Genomic DNA, 14952 nt, shown 5'->3' with positions numbered 1-14952 from the left:
GGGTCGCGCATTAGGGTGGCCGGTCGTGGAGCACAAGCGGTTGAAGCTGTACGCCTACCTGGACGCGCGCGATCACCAGCGCACGTACCTGGCGATCATGCGGCTGTTCACCTCCACGCTGCTGGCCGACCTGTCGGCGGGCGAGGTCGCCGGGGCGCTGGCCGGGCAGGAGCGCGAGGGCCGCGTCGAGCAGGGCGAGTCGCGCATCGAGAACGTCATCAACCGCCTCAAGCAGCTGGTCGAGTGGGGCAACCTCGTCCAGGGCCGGCGCGAGGTCGTCGCGGCCAGCATCGCCGAGTTCCAGCACGGCAGCGTCCGCTACCAGGTCTCGAAGCTCGCCGTCCGCGTCCAGCGCGACGTCGACGAGCTGCTGCGGGTGCCGGAGGGCGCCCGCGAGGTCTCCCGCGAGCTGCTGCCCGCCATCGAACGCGGTCTCAACGAGCTGGGCGGGTCGCTGTCGGTCGCCCTCCTCAACGAGGGCGACAAGACGAAGGAGCTGCTCGCCGAACGCGTCACCACGCTGTTCCTGCAGCACGCCGAGCTCGCGGCGACCGTCCGCGACTTCTACGCCTACCTCGGCCAGGTCGTCACGAGGAACCACCTGGCGCCCGAGGAGATCGCGGGCTTCCGCAACCTGCTGGTCGAGTACATCCAGCGGGTCGTCGAGGACGTGCTGAAGTTCACGCCGCCGATCGCCGCGGCCCTCGCCGGTCTCGCGAAGGCCCGCGCGGAGCTGCTCAGGCTGCTCGGCACCGACCTCGGCCACCACGTCGAACGCGCCCGCGGCCGCACGCCGGAGGACTGGCAGGAGCTGACGGACTGGTTCGTCGACCGCCCCGGCCGTCCGAGCCAGGTGACGGCGCTGCGCGAGGCGACGGCCCGCGCGATCGGCAGCCTGCTGGCGAGCGTGAAGCGCGCGACGTCCGGGGGCGGCCTGCTGCCCGGCCGGCGTGCCGAACTGCTCAAGCTCGCGGCCTGGTTCGACAACTCCACCCGCGAGCAGGCGCACGAGATCTACGCCTCCGCGTTCGGGCTCTACAGCTCGCGCCACCTCTCCCCCGCGCCGGAGCACGACTCCGACAACGAACGCACGCCGTGGCGCGACGGCCCGGTCTGCGACGTGACCGTGTCGGTCCGCAGCAGGGGTGACCGCGGCGGCCGCGGCAGGCCGTCCCGGATCCTCGACGACCCGATGACCGAACAGTCGCTGCTCGCGGAGGCCCGCGAGGCGGACGAGATCCGCGCCCGGCACGTCGCCGAACTGGCCCGGGCGGCGGGCGACCTGGAGAACACCACGCTCACGCACGGCGCGCTGGAGGTGTTCTGCGAGCTGCTGACGCTCGCGATGGCCCAGCGCGACTCCCCGCAGGACGCCGGATCGGCCAGCGACCCCGTGCGCGGCCTCGCGCTGGAGATCGCCCACGGCACCACGACCCGGATCAGGTCCGCCGCCGGGACGCTCACCCTGCACGACGCGACGGTGGCGCTGAAGCGATGAACCACCTGGACAACCTCTCCGAGATCGACGCCGCGAACGTGGTGCGGTGCGCACGAACGTTGCTGCGCAGGCCTTTGCTGCGCTCCGACGGCCCCGACGGCGAGCTGCTGGGCCTCGTCTACCGGCACCGGGCGACGTTGCAGGACCTCTTCGCGGGCCTGCTCGGCTACCGGCTCGTCGTGGAACGCCGGTTCGCGCGCCTCTACAAGTCCGGTCCCGGCGAGGACGACACGCGCGGCGTGCTCAGCATGTCCCCGCGCGGCTACGCCTACCTGGCGCTGACCCTCGCCGTGCTGACCGGCACCGGCCGCCAGACGCTGCTGTCCCGGCTCGTCGCCGACATCCGTTCCGCCGCGGTGGAAGCGGGCATCGGCGCACCGGACGACGTCACCGAACGGCGTGCGCTCACCTCGGCCCTGCGCCACCTCGTCTCCCTCGGCGTGCTCCACGAGACCGAGGGTTCGGTCGCGCAGGACCTGCTGCCGCAGGAAGCCCTGATCACGATCGACACCGACCTGCTGGGCCAGCTCGTGACGGGCCCAGTCGGCGAGGCGCACAGCCCCGCCCACCTCGTCGAACTGGCGGCGCGTCCCGGTCCGCGCGGCGTCGAGCACGCGGTGCGGCGCAAGCTCGTCGAGACGCCGCTGGTGCTGTACGCGGACCTGCCGGACGACCAGGCGGAGTGGTTGCGGCGCAACCAGCGCAAGGAGACGGCGCTGCTGGAGCAGGCGTTCGGCCTGCACACCGAGTGCCGGGTCGAGGGTGTGCTGGCCGCCGACCCGGAGGAGTTCCTGACCGACCTGTCGTTCCCCGGCGTCTCGACGGTCGCGCGCATCACGCTGCTCGCGCTGCCCGAGCTCCTCGACGGCGAGGAGGAGGTCGCGCCCGCACGGCACGTCGTCACGGCCGGCCGCATCCGCGAGGTGTGCGCCGGTCTGGTCGAGGACTACCCCGCCGCGTGGTCGAAGCAGTTCACCGACGACCTCGACCGCCTGGTCGCCGAGGTGACGGAGCTGTTGCGCCGCATGGGGCTCGCCGTGAGGACCGATGAGGGCGCGTGGTCGATCAGCGCGGCCGCGCACCGCTGGCTGCCGTCGCCCGACGGCGACCCGGAACGAGAACAACCCGAACCCGTTGTGGTGCGCGAAGTGCCGAGCTGGTCCCTGTTCGACGAGGAGAGCGTTTCATGAGCAGGTGGCGGCTGCACCGCGGCGGCGTGGTCAACATCTGGCAGTACACCGAGCAGACGTTCGACTTCTCCGGTGGCCGCGCGATCTTCCAGGGCACCAACGGTTCCGGCAAGTCCCGCACGCTCGAGCTGCTGCTCCCGCTGTGCCTCGACGGCGACCTGCGCCAGCTCGGCTCGAAGGGCTTCGACACCGTCAGCCTGCGGCGCCTCATGCTGGACGACTACGACGGCGGCCCGAACCGCATCGGCTACGCGTGGGTCGAGCTGATCCGCGAGGCCGCCGACCACAGCGGCAACGAGTACCTGACGTGCGGCCTGGGCGTGAAGGCGTCGAAGACCTCGCAGGCGATCACGGACTCGTGGCGCTTCGTCACGCCCCTGCGCGTGGGCGCGGAGCTGCGGCTCGCGGGCCCGGAACGCGTCCCGCACGGCCCGGCCCAGCTGCGCGACCTCATCGGCGCGGACTGCATGTTCGAGGAGCCCGCGTTCCGCGCCAAGGTCGCCGAGACGGTCTACGGCGTGCCCGCGGCCCGCTACGGCGACCTGCTGCACCTCCAGCGGACGCTGCGCAACCCGGACGTCGGCCTGAAGGTGCTGGAGGGCCAGCTGGAGCAGATCCTCTCCGACGCGCTGCCGCCGCTGGACCAGGCGATGGTCGAGCAGCTGGCGACGTCGTTCGACGACCTGGAGTCGATCCGCGAGAACATCGTGCGACTGTCCTCGGCGGACAGTGCGCTCGGCACGTTCCTCAAGACCTACCGGGACTACGCGTTCGGCGGTCTGCGCTCGGCCTCCGAACGGCTGGAGGCCGCCGAGAAGTCCGTGGCGAAGCTCCAGCGCGAGCAGGCGAAGCTGACGCAGGAGCTCGACGTCACGCGGGTGGAGCGCGCGGCGGCCGAGCAGGCCCTCGCCGACATGGAGACCGGCGAGCAGCAGGCCGAGGAGACCATCGCGGCGCTGAAGGAGCTGCCGGCGTTCCGCGATCTGCAGGACCTCAAGACGCGCGAGAACCTGGTGGCGGAGAAGCGTTCCTCCGCCGTCGCCGCTCTCGAGGCGGCGCACCGCCAGCGCGCCCAGGAGGACGCGGCCGTCGACACCGTGCTGCGGCTGCTGCGGCGGCTGGCGGAGGACCTCCAGGCCGCGGACGCGCTGAGCGACCCGCTGCGCGAGAACCTGCGCCTGGCCGGCATGGACGCCGGTCTGGCGCCGGAGGTGCCGCAGGTCCCGGCGGCCGAGGCCACGACGACGACGGACTCCGTGCGCGCCAAGCCGGATCCCGAGGCCGGGCCGCTGCCGATCGAACGCCGCGTGCCGCCCGCCGCCGCCACCGAGGGCGTGCTGGCCGCGCTCGACTCGGTGGTCGACCAGGCCGCCGGCATCGCCTCCCTGGCACGGCAGCGGGGTGCGCTCGCCCTGGCGCTGCACGAGCAGGCGCTGGCACTGGACGCGCAGCAGCGCGAGGTGGAGTCGTTGCGGCAGAAGGCCCGTGACGCCCAGCTCGGCGCGACCGAGTCGACGTCGCTGCGCAACCAGGAGGCGCAGGAGCTCGCCGAGGTCGTGCAGGCCTGGCTGGAGCAGGTCGAGGTGTGGGCGTCGAGCGGCCCGCTGCTCGACGAACGTCCCACCGAGGCGCTGCGGCTGCCCGGGACCGCCGATCCGGCCGCCGCGAAGGAGCTGGGCGCGGCGGCACGCGAGTGGGCGGGACCGCTGGTGCGCAAGGCCCGCGACGCCGCGCACGCCTTCACGCAGCAACGCGCCGAGCTGCGCGCCCGCCTGGACGCGCTGGACGAGGAGCTGGTCGGGCTGCGTTCGGGCAACGAGCGCGTGCCCGTGCCGGGGCAGTACGTCTCCGCGAACCGCGACGCCTCCCAGGGCGCGCCGTTCTACCGCCTGGTCGACTTCGCGCCGTCGCTGACCGACGCCGGCCGCGCCGGGCTGGAGGCCGCGCTGCAGGCGAGCGGCCTGCTCGACGCCTGGGTCACGCTGGCCGACACCGAGCTGAACGACGTGCTGGCCGTGGCGAGCTCACCGGTCGGCGGCCGCACCCTCGCGGACGTGCTCGTGCCCGCGGTCGAGGGCTCACCGGTGCCGGAGGGGTTCGTCGCGGACCTGCTGCGCGCGGTGTCGCTGGACGACCGGGACACGTTGAGCCTCACCACGGACGGCGTGTGGCGCTCGGGCGTGCTGACCGGCCGCTGGACCAAACCGGAGGCCGAGTTCATCGGCGCGGGCGCGCGGCAGGCGGCCCGTGACCGGCGCATCGCCGCGCTCGAGGAGGAACTCGCCGATCTCCGCGCCCGGCTCGGCACCGCCGAGGACGAGCTGGCCCGCGCCCACGAGCACGTCGCCACCTGGGAGGCGCACCTGGCGGCGTTCCCCGGCGACGGCGAGCTGATCGCGAAGCACAGCCGTCTCCAGGCCGCCGAGGAGTCGGCCGCGCGGTCGCGGCAGCGCACGTCCGAACTGCGGGAGGCGTTGGAGGACGCCGGTTCCCGGCTGGAGGCGGCGCGGTCGGAGCTGACCCGCCAGGCCGGTGACGCGGGGCTGCCCGCGGACACCGAGGCGCTGCGGCAGGCCCGCGCGGCCGCGGGTGAGGCCCAGCGGACCGCCGACCTGCTCGGCGACGCGGTGAGGAGGCGCTGCCGGGGAACGATCTCCGACCTCACCGACGCCTCGCACCGCTACCACGAGGCCGTCGCCGACCGGCAGACCGCGGAGGCCGACGCCGACAGCCGCTGCGTCGACCACGCGGCCCAGGCCGGCACCCTCGCCGAGCTGACCGACGCGGTCGGCGGTGAGGCCAGGGAGATCAGCGAGCAGCTCACGTCGCTGGAGAAGGCGCGCAGGAGGATGCGCGAGGACCTCAAGGGCGTGCGCGAGAGCATCACGACCGCGCGCGAGCAGGCGGCGAAGCTGGAAGCGCTGCTGGAGACCAACGCCACGCAGGTCGCCGAAGCCGCCGAGGCGAAGCGGCGGGCGAGCGCCACCTTCACGGCGGCCGTGCGCGCGCCGGGGTTGGTCGCGGCCGCGTTCCCGGACCGGGAGGACGCCGACGACGAGGCGTCGGTGCGGGCGTTGATCGCGGAGACCCCGGACCGCCGCGGCGGCACCGAGGCGACCGTGATCGCGAAGCTGCAGGCGTTGCAGACCTCGCTGGCGGGAAGCCACGACATCGCCGCCGAGCAGCACGCGGGCCTGCTGACCGTGACGGTGACCGGCGAGGAGGGCGCGAAGCCCGTCGCCGTCGCCGCCCGCCAGGTCACGACGAAGCTGGCCGAGCAGCGCGGGTTCCTCGACGAGCGCTACCAGGGCATCTTCGCCGACTACCTGATCCGCGACCTGGCCGAGTGGCTGCGCGGCCAGATCACCGTCGCCGAGGACCTGACCAAGCGCATGAACGAGGTCCTCGGCCAGGCCCGCTCGAGCCAGGGCGTGCACGTCAAGCTGGCGTGGAAGTCGTCCGGCGCCCTCGACGACTCGACGCGGCAAGCGCTTGCGCTCGTGCGGCTGCCGTTCGGCGAACGCACGCCCGAGCAGGACGCCACGCTGCGCCGCGTCTTCACCGAGCGGATCGAGAACGAACGCGACGCGCACTCCGGCGGCTACGCCGAGATCCTGTCGCGCGCGCTCGACTACCGCACGTGGCACCAGTTCACCGTGACCGTCGCCGACACGGGCCCGGACGGCAACCCGCGCGAACGGCGGCTGCGGCAGCTCTCGTCCGGAGAGACCCGCCTGATCTCGTACGTGACGCTGTTCGCGGCGGCGGCGAGCTTCTACGACGCCGTGAGCGACGAGTTCGACCCGCTGCGGCTGGTGCTGCTCGACGAGGCCTTCGAACGCCTCGACGACCCGACCATCGCGCGCATGCTGGGCCTGCTGGTCGACCTCGACATGGACTGGGTGATCACCTGGCCGAGCGGGTGGGGCGTGTCCGACAAGATCCCGCGCATGCACATCTACGACGTGCTGCGGCCCAAGAACGGCCGTGGTGTCGCGTGCACGCAGACCACGTGGGACGGCGCGGCCCTGGACCGGGTCGACCCCTAGGAGGGCACCTCGGTGCCGAGCGGGGCCCTGACCCGGCGCACCGTCACGGCACCCGGCCCGTCGCGCGGCGCGATCCCCCGGGCGGCGTCGACCGCGGCACTCCGGGAGGCCTAAGTTGGGGTGGTGACCGAGTACGACCGCCCCGAACTCGAGGCCTTCTGGCGCCTCGCCCGCGAGACGCTGGAGGGTGGCGGCCGCTCGGCGTTCAGCTTCCGCGTCGAGGACGCGGAGACCGCCGCCGTCCTCGGTGAGCTGCTGCGCAAGCCGATCAGCCACCCGGCACGCCGGCAGATCTCGCTGGCGCGCCTGGACGAACACCTCCGCGCGCACGGCAGCACGTTGCCCGAGGTGCTGGAGTCGGTGCACGGCAGGCCGATCGGCCTCTCGACCACCCAGGAGGCCTCGACGGCCGATGCCGTGCTGAGGTTCGCCCTGCGCGAGCACGGGCTGCTCGGCGAGCCGTGGGCCGCGGAGTGGATCGAGCACGTGCGCCGGTACGGCAAGATCCCGCAGCCCGCGCTGCCGATGATCGCGAACCAGGCCGCGGTGGTCCTCGCCCGGCTGCGTCCGGAGCCGCGGCGGTGGACGACGCGGTTCGCGTTGGCGGGCAACGACCTCGACGACGGCAGGCCGCTCACCCGGATCGTCCACAGGGCACTGGCGCTGGCGGGACTCGACTGGGAGCGGGCCGGGGTGCTCCGCGACGCCTACGGCGACCCGGTCCTGACCTCGCAGGGCTACCTGACGCTGCACGACACGCTCGAGGCGGACGAGGTCACCGTCGTCCGCAACCCGCGCCTGCTCGAGTCCGGCCTGCCCGGCCCGCTGGTGGTGCTGCCGCACGGCCTGACGCCGCAGGCGAAGCACCACCTGGACGGCAAGACCGTGCTGTGCCACAACGACTTCACGCCGGACGGCATCCGGGTCGTGAACGAGGTCCTCGCCTGGACCGGCGGAACGGCGTGGCGGATGTCCTCAGCCGACTACCGGGAGGCCGTCGCCACGCTGATCGCCCGCGGCGTGGAGCTGCCGACGCTGAACAGCCGTCCGGTGGAGGCGAGCTGGGACGCCGACCTCGCCGGGACCATGGCCACCACCGGGCTGGTGGTCACCGAGGAGCACGTGCTGCCGTCACTGCTCTGACGGCGCGAACCTCTTCACGTCCCACCGGTCGTGCCCCTCCATCAGCTTGCGCCCGATCCGCCGCAGGTCGGCGAGGTCGCGCTCGCTGAGCAACTCGGTGAACTCCTCGGCCAGTGACGCCCGGTAGACCCGCGCCGTCGTCCCCACGCACGCCTCCTCGCCCTCAGGCGTGAGCACCGCGATGACCAGCCGCCGGTTGTCCGCGGGCTGCTCCCTGCGCACCCAACCGCGCTGGACCAGCCGCTCGACCAAGCGCGTCACACCGGACGGGCTGACGTCGAGCAGCTCGACGAGCTCGGACATCTGCAGCCGGCCGCCGTTGTGGTGGAGCTGGTAGAGCGCCACGTGCTCCAGCAACGAGCACCCGGCCTCGGCCTCCATGCGCCGCCCCAGCGCGGCCTTCACGGCGTCCACGCCCTGCTGCACGTACAGCCACGAATAGATCGGCTCCGTCACCACCTCATCCTAAAACACGTTTGACGCAGACACGTTTTCACGCTCAAATTTTGAGCATGAAAACCTCAGTGGACGTCACCGTCGTCGGCGCGGGTCCGGTCGGCCTCCTGCTGGCCTGCGAACTGGCCCTCCAGGGCGTCCGCACCACCGTGCTGGAACGCCTGACCACCCAGGCGGACACCATCAAGGCCCAGATGATCAGCGGCCTGACCCGTCAGATGCTCGGCATGCGCGGCCTGGGCCCCGCGATCGACGCCGCGAGCGAGGAGGAGGCGGACCGCCTCGCGTGGAACCCGCGGCGCTCCACCGGCCACTTCGCGGGATTGTTCAAACTGGACGGTCTGCCGCTGGTGATGCTGTCGCAGCAGGCGTTGGAACGGATCCTCGAAGCCCGCGCCCTCGACCTGGGCGTGGAGATCCGCCGCGGCGTCGAGGTCACCGACCTCGGCCTGGGCTCGGAGTACGTGGTGGGCTGCGACGGCGGCCGCAGCACCGTCCGCCGGCTCGCGGGTTTCGACTTCCCCGGCACCGGCCCCACCCTGACCGGCTACCAGGCGGTCGTCGACCTGGAGGGCGACCTCCCGCACGGCTGGCACCGCACCCCGCGGGGCGTCCACGCGTCAGGTCCGTTGCAGGGCCGCGTCATGCTCATCGAGTACGACGGCCCGCCGGCGACGCGCGACGTGACCCGCGAGGCGCTGGAAGCCGCGTTGCGCCGGGTGAGCGGCCGCGACGTCCGGATCACGCACGTCCACACCGCCACCACCTGGACCGACAACACCCGCCAGGCCACCACTTACCGCCGCGGCAACGTCCTGCTGGCGGGCGACGCCGCCCACGTGCACTCGCCGTTCGGCGGCCAGGGCCTCAACCTGGGCCTGCAGGACGCCCTCAACCTGGGCTGGAAGCTCGCCACCGGGGACTCCGCGCTGATCGACACCTACACCGCCGAACGCCATCCGGTGGCCGACCGCGTGCTGCGCAACACCCTGGCCCAGGTGGCGTTGACCCGCCCCGACCCCCGGTCCCGCGAACTGCACTCCCTGGTGAGCGACCTGCTCGACCTGCCGGAGGTGAAGGCGCGGATCTCGGCGATGGTGCAGGGCACCGACATCCGCTACGAGACCGGGTGCGACCACCCGCTGGCGGGCACGTTCCTGCCGGGGCTCGACCTCGCCGACGGCAAGGGCGCCACGACCGCGGTCGACGGCCGGGAAGCGGTGGTCCGCCCCGACGGGTACATCGCGCGAGTCGGGCGATGAGCCGCGGCCGGGGCGACCGAACGGCTAGGCCTCGGCGCCCGACCAGCTCTGCAGCATCCGGAACGCGATCGACGCACCACCGGCGAGGCCGAGGCCCGGGACGCTGCCCGGTTCCTCGATGGCCCGCCGCACGTCCGCCCGCGAGACCCACTTGGCCTCGGCGATCTCGCCCTCCGCGAGCCGCAACGGCTCGGCGGGGTCCGCCACCGCCTCGAACCCGATCATCAGCGACCGGGGGAACGGCCACGGCTGCGAACCGAGGTAGCGGATGTCGTGGACGGCGACCCCGACCTCCTCGGCGATCTCGCGCGCCACGCAGGCCTCCAGCGACTCGCCCGCCTCGACGAAGCCCGCGAGGACGGAGAACCGCCCCTCCGGCCACTCCGGGCCGCGGGCCACCAGGACCTGGTCCGCACCGTCGTGCACCAGGCAGATCACCGCGGCGTCGGTGCGCGGGTACTCCTCGCGGCCGCACCCCGAGCACACCGACGTCCAGCCGGACTTCTCCAGCACGGTCCGCGCGCCGCACTTGGCGCAGTACTTGCCGAGGCGGTGCCACTGGAACAGCGCCGCGGCGGTGGTGAAGAGGCCCGCCCCCAGGTCGTCCAGGGTCGCGCCCGCCTGCCGCAGGTCGAGCCACTGCGGCTCGTCCGTGAGCTCCGGCGGGCCCCAGGCGCGGCCGGCCGGTGCCACCTCGCCCTCCTCGGCGGGCATCAGGACGGCGAAGTACGCCACGCCGTCCTGCTCACCCAGCAGGACGGCGTTCACGGGCGGCTGGTCGCCGAACTCGACGGCCGGGCGGTCGACCACCCGCGTGCCGCGGTCGGCGACCAGGGTGCGGCCGCGCGTGTCGACGACCAGCACGCGTGCCTTGGGCCAGAGCGCGGCGAGCTTCTCGTCGTCGCCGCGCAACGGCTCGCACCTGTCGACCGCGGACCGCGACAGCGCGGGCAGGTCGGCCAGTCGGAAGCTCACCGGGACGAGACCTCGCCCAGGTCGACTCCGCCCAGGGCGGCGAGCTTCGGCTTGAGCTGCTCGGCGTCGCCGACGAGCACACCGGTGAAGTTCGCCGGTGCGAAGAACTCCAGCGCGGCCGCGGCCACCTCCTCGGCGGTGACGGCGGCGAGGCGCTGCGGGTGCGCCACGAGCCAGTCGATGCCGAGGCCCAGCGCGACGAGGTTCACGAGGAACGACGCCAGGCCGGACTGCGAGGACGTGCTGGTGAGCAGCGTGCCGACGGCGTAGCTGCGCGCGGTGTCCACTTCGGACTGCGACGGCGGCACGAGGCCGAGCCGCGCGAGCTCGTAGCGGGTCTCGAGCAGCGCCGCGGCCGTCACGTCGGACGCCGTGTCCGCGTCGATCAGCAGCGTCGCGCCGTGGACGGTGAACTCCGGGTGCGACCGGGCGCTGTAGGTGTAGCCCTTGTCCTCGCGGATGTTCTCGACGAGCCGCGAGGAGAAGAACCCGCCGTAGACGAGGTTCGCGAGCTGCAGCGCCGGGTAGCGCGGGTCGGTGCGCGGGATCGCCTGCGCGGCGAGGCGGATCTGCGACTGCACGGCACCGGCGCGGTGCACGAGCTTCACGTCGCCGCCGGACACCGCGGGCAGCGGCGGCAGCTGGACGGCCTCGCCGTCGCCCTGCCACGCGGCCAGCGCCTCGCCGATGCGGGTCACAGCCTCGGACGGCTCGACGTCGCCGACGACCACGAGGACGGAGCCGCGCGGCAGCAACGCCTTGCCGTGCAGCGCCACCACGTCCTCACGGCTGACGTTCGCGACCTCGTCGGCCTCGGGCATCTCCTTGGCGTACGGGTGGTCGCCGTACAGCAGCGTCTGCAGCGCCTCGCGGGCGATGACGTTCGGCTGCGACCGGGCGAGGGCGATGCGCTCGACGAGGCGGGCCCGTTCGCGCTCCACCTCCTCCGCCGGGTACGACGCCGAGGTCAGCACGTCGCGCAGCACGTCCAGGACGGTGTCGAGGCCGGTGGCCAGCGCGTTGCCGGTGATGCTCAGCCGCTCCGGGTCGACGACGGCGTCGAGCTCGCCGCCGACGAGGGCCAGCTCGGTGTCGATCCGCACGCGGGACCGGGACTGCGTGCCGGTCAGGACGGTGTTCGCGAGGATCTCGGCGATCGCGGAGTGCTGCGACCCGGCGCTGGAGCCGGACGGGTCGGCGAACGGGACGCGCAGCCGCAGCTCGACCATCGGCACGGTGGCGCGGCGGACCGCGATCACGCGCAGGCCGTTCGGCAGCGTCGTGTCCACAGTGGACAGATCGGCCGCCGCCTTCTGGGTGCCCAGCTCGGGCAGCGGGCGCGGGCCCGTCCCGGTGCGTCCGATCTCCTCGGCGGACCGGTGGGTCTTGCTCCCCGAAGAGGAAGTCGAGGCGGTCACTGGGATCCTCCGGTGGGCTTGACGAAGAGAAGGGCGCGGGAGTCGGGACGCAGCGCCTTGGCCGCGGCCGACACCTCGTCCACGGTCACGGAGGCGATCCGTTCGGGCAGTTCGTAGATGAGCTCGGCACGGCCGAACAGCAGCTCCGCCGAGCCGAGGCCCAGGGTGCGGTTCGTGAGCCGGTCGTGCTCCTTGTGCATGGTCGACGCCCAGCGGGCGGTGACCTTCGCGAGCTCCTCGGCCGACGGCGGCTCCTGCGCGAGCTTCTGCAGTTCCTCGTCGATGGCCGCGATGACCTGGGAGGCCTCGACCTCCGGCGTGTGGATCGCGGTGATGCTGAACGTGTCGGGGTCGCGGGCCTCGAGCGGGCCGAACAGGCCGCAGCCGGCGTTCAGGTCGATCACGATGCCCTCGCGGTGCACGAGGCGCTGCTGCAGGCGCGAGCTGTCGCCGTCGGTCAGCACGCCCGCGAGCACCAGGTAAGCGAGGTAGCCGTCGATGTCCGTCGTCGGGTCCGGCACGCGGTAGCCGATCGCGATCGCGGGCAGCGGGGCCAGCGCGTCGCCGTGCTCGTGGCGCACCTCGCCCTGCGGGGCCGGCTCGGCGAACGAGGGCCGCTCGGGCTTCGGCCGCGCGGGCACGTCGCCGAAGTGCTTCTCCACCAACGCCTTCGTGGCCTCGACGTCGAGGTCGCCCGCCACCGTCAGCACCGCGTTCGCCGGGCTGTAGTAGGTGTCGAAGAACTCCGCGCAGTCGTCGATCGTGGCGCTCTCCAGGTCGACGAAGTCGCCGTAGCCGTTGTGCGCGTTGGCGAACGTCTTGAACAACACCGGCGGCAGGAGGATCCAGGGGAACCCGCCGTACGGGCGGTTCAGCACGTTGAGCCGGATCTCCTCCTTCACCACGTCGATCTGGTTGCGGAGGTTCTCCTCGGTGAGCTTCGGCGCCCGCATGCGGTCCGCCTCGAGGAACAGCGCCCGCTCCAGGGCCGCGCTCGGCAGCACCTGGTAGTAGTCGGTGTAGTCCGGGTGCGTGGACCCGTTGAACGTGCCGCCCGACGACTGCACGTGCCGGAAGTGGGCCAGCTTCTCCAGGCTCTCGCTGCCCTGGAACATGAGGTGCTCGAAGAGGTGCGCGAACCCGGTGCGCCCCTCCGGCTCGGAACGGAAGCCGACGTCGTAGTGCACGCTGACGCCGACGACCGGTGCGCTGGCGTCGGGGGCGAGCACCACCCGCAGGCCGTTGGGCAACGTGAACCTGTGCAGTTCGGGTGAGGCCATGCGGCAAGCCTACGGGTTCGGCGCCCGGAGCGATCGCAGGTGGCCCGCCTGGGCGAGCACGCCGTCGAGCGCCCCGAGGAACGCCGGGAAGCTGCGCCGGAAGTCCGTGGCGTTGCCGTACCAGTACAGATCTTGCCGGCCGAACGCCTCCAGCCAGCGCTCGGTCTCGCCGAGCACCACCGCGTAGGGCAGCGACCGGGAGAACACCAGCTCGCGGTCGGCCTCGGGAACGTCCTGCGGTGTCACCCCGTGGAGGTACCCGCGCAGCCCGCGGACGTGCTCCAGCAGCTCGCTGCCGCGCTTGGTGCGGGCGGGCATCGACCGGGCGCCGAACGCGAGGGCGACGCCGCCGACCGCGACCGCGAGGCCGAACAGCGCGTTGCCGACCGTGAGCGCCAGCACGACGGTGGCCACCAGGCCCAGCACCGCGAGGCCGATGCCGACCCACCAGAACAGGCTGCGCTCGGCGTCGGGGCGGCGCACGAACCAGCGCTTCTCGACGACGTCGGCGTACAGCTCGGCGCGCACGCGGGCGAGGTCGACCTGACGGCCGCGCAGCTCCGACACCGTGACGGCGTCGGCGCCCTGCGGCAGCAGGGCTTCGTAGACCGCCCTCTCGTACCCGGACAGCGAGGCGTCGGCGGGGTTGCGGCGCACGATCTGCCAGTCGTGGCCGAAGCCGTCCTCCTGGCGCACCTCCGCGATCCACAGGTAGTTGCGGACCGCGAGGTCGATGACCGTGGCGGTCACGTCGACGACGTCCACGTGCTCGTCGACGACCGTGCCGACCTGGCCGGGCAGCACGCCGTCGGGCGAGGCGAACGCGACCCGGCCGCCGGCGTCGCGGACCAGCACGGAGACCGCGCCGACCTCGCTCGCGAGCGCCGCCGCGTCCCGGCCGCGCAGGTACCAGAGCAGGGCAACGCCGCCGAGCAGCAGCACCAGCAGCCCGCCGAGCGCGGCACCGCTGATCGGCGTCAGCGCGAACGCGGCCGCGAGCCCGGACTGCTCGACCACGACGGCGTTGGGCGGCACGACGCCCGCGGACAGTCCGATCGCGACGTCGACGCGTTCGCCCGCGCCGAGCTTGATCTCCTGTGCGCGCACGCCCTTGCCGTCCGCGAGGTCCGCGCTCGTGCAGGGCTGCGACGAGCCGACGGGGCCGGCGAGGCAGTTGACCGACGTCGGGGAGTCCGGTGCGGAGAACGAGACGGAGACCTTGTCGAGCTCGGTGTCCCAGCCGCCCGCGACCTGCCAGCGGACCTCCAGCGCGTCGCCGACGGGGGCGACGGCGCCGACGACCGTGTAGGTCAGCGTGCTCTGGCCGCCCTCGAACGTGGCGGAGAACTCGTCGTCGCCGACGGTGGTGCCGCCCCTGCCCTCGACCTTGGCGTCGGTGACCTCGTAGCGGCGCTCCAGGTCGTTGCCGACCGCGAGTCGCAAGGGGACGGTCCGCTTGACGGTCGTGCCGTCCGGGACCTGGACGGTCTCGGTGACGGAGAGCCGGGAGTCGCGCTCCAGCTTCATCCGCACCTCGGTGCTGACCGTGCCGGGAAGCGGCTGCGCGAGCGCGCCGGCGGTCGTGCCCGTGGACGTGGCGGACGTCAGCGCGACGGCGACGAAGATCGCCGCACCCCAGTTCTTCAACACGGCTGCGGACAATAGCGGAGTCCTCATATGC

The 14952-nt window shown here is 73.1% G+C and carries 10 protein-coding genes; 5 read left to right on the top strand and 5 right to left on the bottom strand.

Annotation, left to right across the window (positions count from 1 at the left end):
• Positions 1-25: 25 nt before the first annotated feature.
• From L6E10_RS15300 to L6E10_RS15285, 4 genes are all read left to right on the top strand, one after another.
• Positions 26-1498: a DUF2397 family protein gene (locus L6E10_RS15300; RefSeq protein ID WP_236220195.1), complete on the top strand. Its 1473-nt coding sequence runs from the start codon at positions 26-28 to the stop codon at positions 1496-1498.
• Positions 1495-2688 carry a TIGR02678 family protein gene (locus L6E10_RS15295; protein ID WP_236220194.1) on the top strand — a complete coding sequence of 398 codons (1194 nt, stop codon included), beginning with the start codon at positions 1495-1497 and terminating at the stop codon, positions 2686-2688. Before L6E10_RS15300 ends, L6E10_RS15295 begins: the two co-directional genes overlap by 4 nt.
• Complete coding sequence (locus tag L6E10_RS15290; protein WP_236220193.1) at positions 2685-6737, top strand: TIGR02680 family protein; 4053 nt, start codon at positions 2685-2687, stop codon at positions 6735-6737. Before L6E10_RS15295 ends, L6E10_RS15290 begins: the two co-directional genes overlap by 4 nt.
• A gap of 123 nt (positions 6738-6860) precedes the next feature.
• Positions 6861-7880 (top strand): DUF2399 domain-containing protein, encoded by a 1020-nt coding sequence (locus L6E10_RS15285; RefSeq protein WP_236220192.1) that lies wholly within the window; start codon positions 6861-6863, stop codon positions 7878-7880.
• Here the strand turns inward: L6E10_RS15285 and L6E10_RS15280 are convergent.
• Entirely contained in the window at positions 7869-8336 is a 468-nt protein-coding gene (locus tag L6E10_RS15280) for a MarR family winged helix-turn-helix transcriptional regulator (protein WP_236220191.1), read from the bottom strand. The two genes, L6E10_RS15285 and L6E10_RS15280, sit on opposite strands and share 12 nt — an antisense overlap.
• Before the next feature lie 56 nt (positions 8337-8392).
• Between L6E10_RS15280 and L6E10_RS15275 the strand changes: the two genes are divergently transcribed.
• Positions 8393-9598 (top strand): FAD-dependent monooxygenase, encoded by a 1206-nt coding sequence (locus tag L6E10_RS15275; protein WP_236220190.1) that lies wholly within the window; start codon positions 8393-8395, stop codon positions 9596-9598.
• 24 nt (positions 9599-9622) lie between these two features.
• Here L6E10_RS15275 and nudC read toward each other — a convergent pair whose 3' ends face one another.
• Genes nudC through L6E10_RS15255 form a run of 4 tightly spaced genes read right to left on the bottom strand, consistent with a single transcriptional unit; the run spans position 9623 to position 14921 of the window.
• Positions 9623-10573 carry an NAD(+) diphosphatase gene (gene nudC, locus L6E10_RS15270; protein ID WP_236220189.1) on the bottom strand — a complete coding sequence of 317 codons (951 nt, stop codon included), beginning with the start codon at positions 10571-10573 and terminating at the stop codon, positions 9623-9625.
• Positions 10570-11991 (bottom strand): pitrilysin family protein, encoded by a 1422-nt coding sequence (locus L6E10_RS15265; RefSeq protein ID WP_236220188.1) that lies wholly within the window; start codon positions 11989-11991, stop codon positions 10570-10572. Before L6E10_RS15265 ends, nudC begins: the two co-directional genes overlap by 4 nt.
• On the bottom strand, positions 11988-13271 hold the full coding sequence (locus tag L6E10_RS15260) for a pitrilysin family protein (protein ID WP_236220187.1): 1284 nt from the start codon (positions 13269-13271) through the stop codon (positions 11988-11990). Before L6E10_RS15260 ends, L6E10_RS15265 begins: the two co-directional genes overlap by 4 nt.
• Before the next feature lie 9 nt (positions 13272-13280).
• A complete protein-coding gene (locus tag L6E10_RS15255; protein WP_236220186.1) occupies positions 13281-14921 on the bottom strand; it encodes a DUF2207 domain-containing protein in 1641 nt (546 codons plus the stop codon).
• Positions 14922-14952 lie beyond the last annotated feature (31 nt).

This window comes from Lentzea sp. CC55 (assembly GCF_021056325.1).
In the GTDB taxonomy this organism is placed as follows: domain Bacteria; phylum Actinomycetota; class Actinomycetes; order Mycobacteriales; family Pseudonocardiaceae; genus Lentzea; species Lentzea jiangxiensis.
Note: the sequence above shows the minus strand (reverse complement) of the source record. Positions and strands in the feature narration are given on the sequence as shown.

What these genes read in the sequence shown, in the direction of transcription:
- L6E10_RS15295 (WP_236220194.1), top strand. Translation starts at nt 1,495, where the DNA reads ATGAACCACCTGGACAACCTCTCCGAGATCGACGCCGCGAACGTGGTG.
- L6E10_RS15290 (WP_236220193.1), top strand. Translation starts at nt 2,685, where the DNA reads ATGAGCAGGTGGCGGCTGCACCGCGGCGGCGTGGTCAACATCTGGCAG.
- L6E10_RS15275 (WP_236220190.1), top strand. Translation starts at nt 8,393, where the DNA reads ATGAAAACCTCAGTGGACGTCACCGTCGTCGGCGCGGGTCCGGTCGGC.
- L6E10_RS15260 (WP_236220187.1), bottom strand. Translation starts at nt 13,271, where the DNA reads ATGGCCTCACCCGAACTGCACAGGTTCACGTTGCCCAACGGCCTGCGG.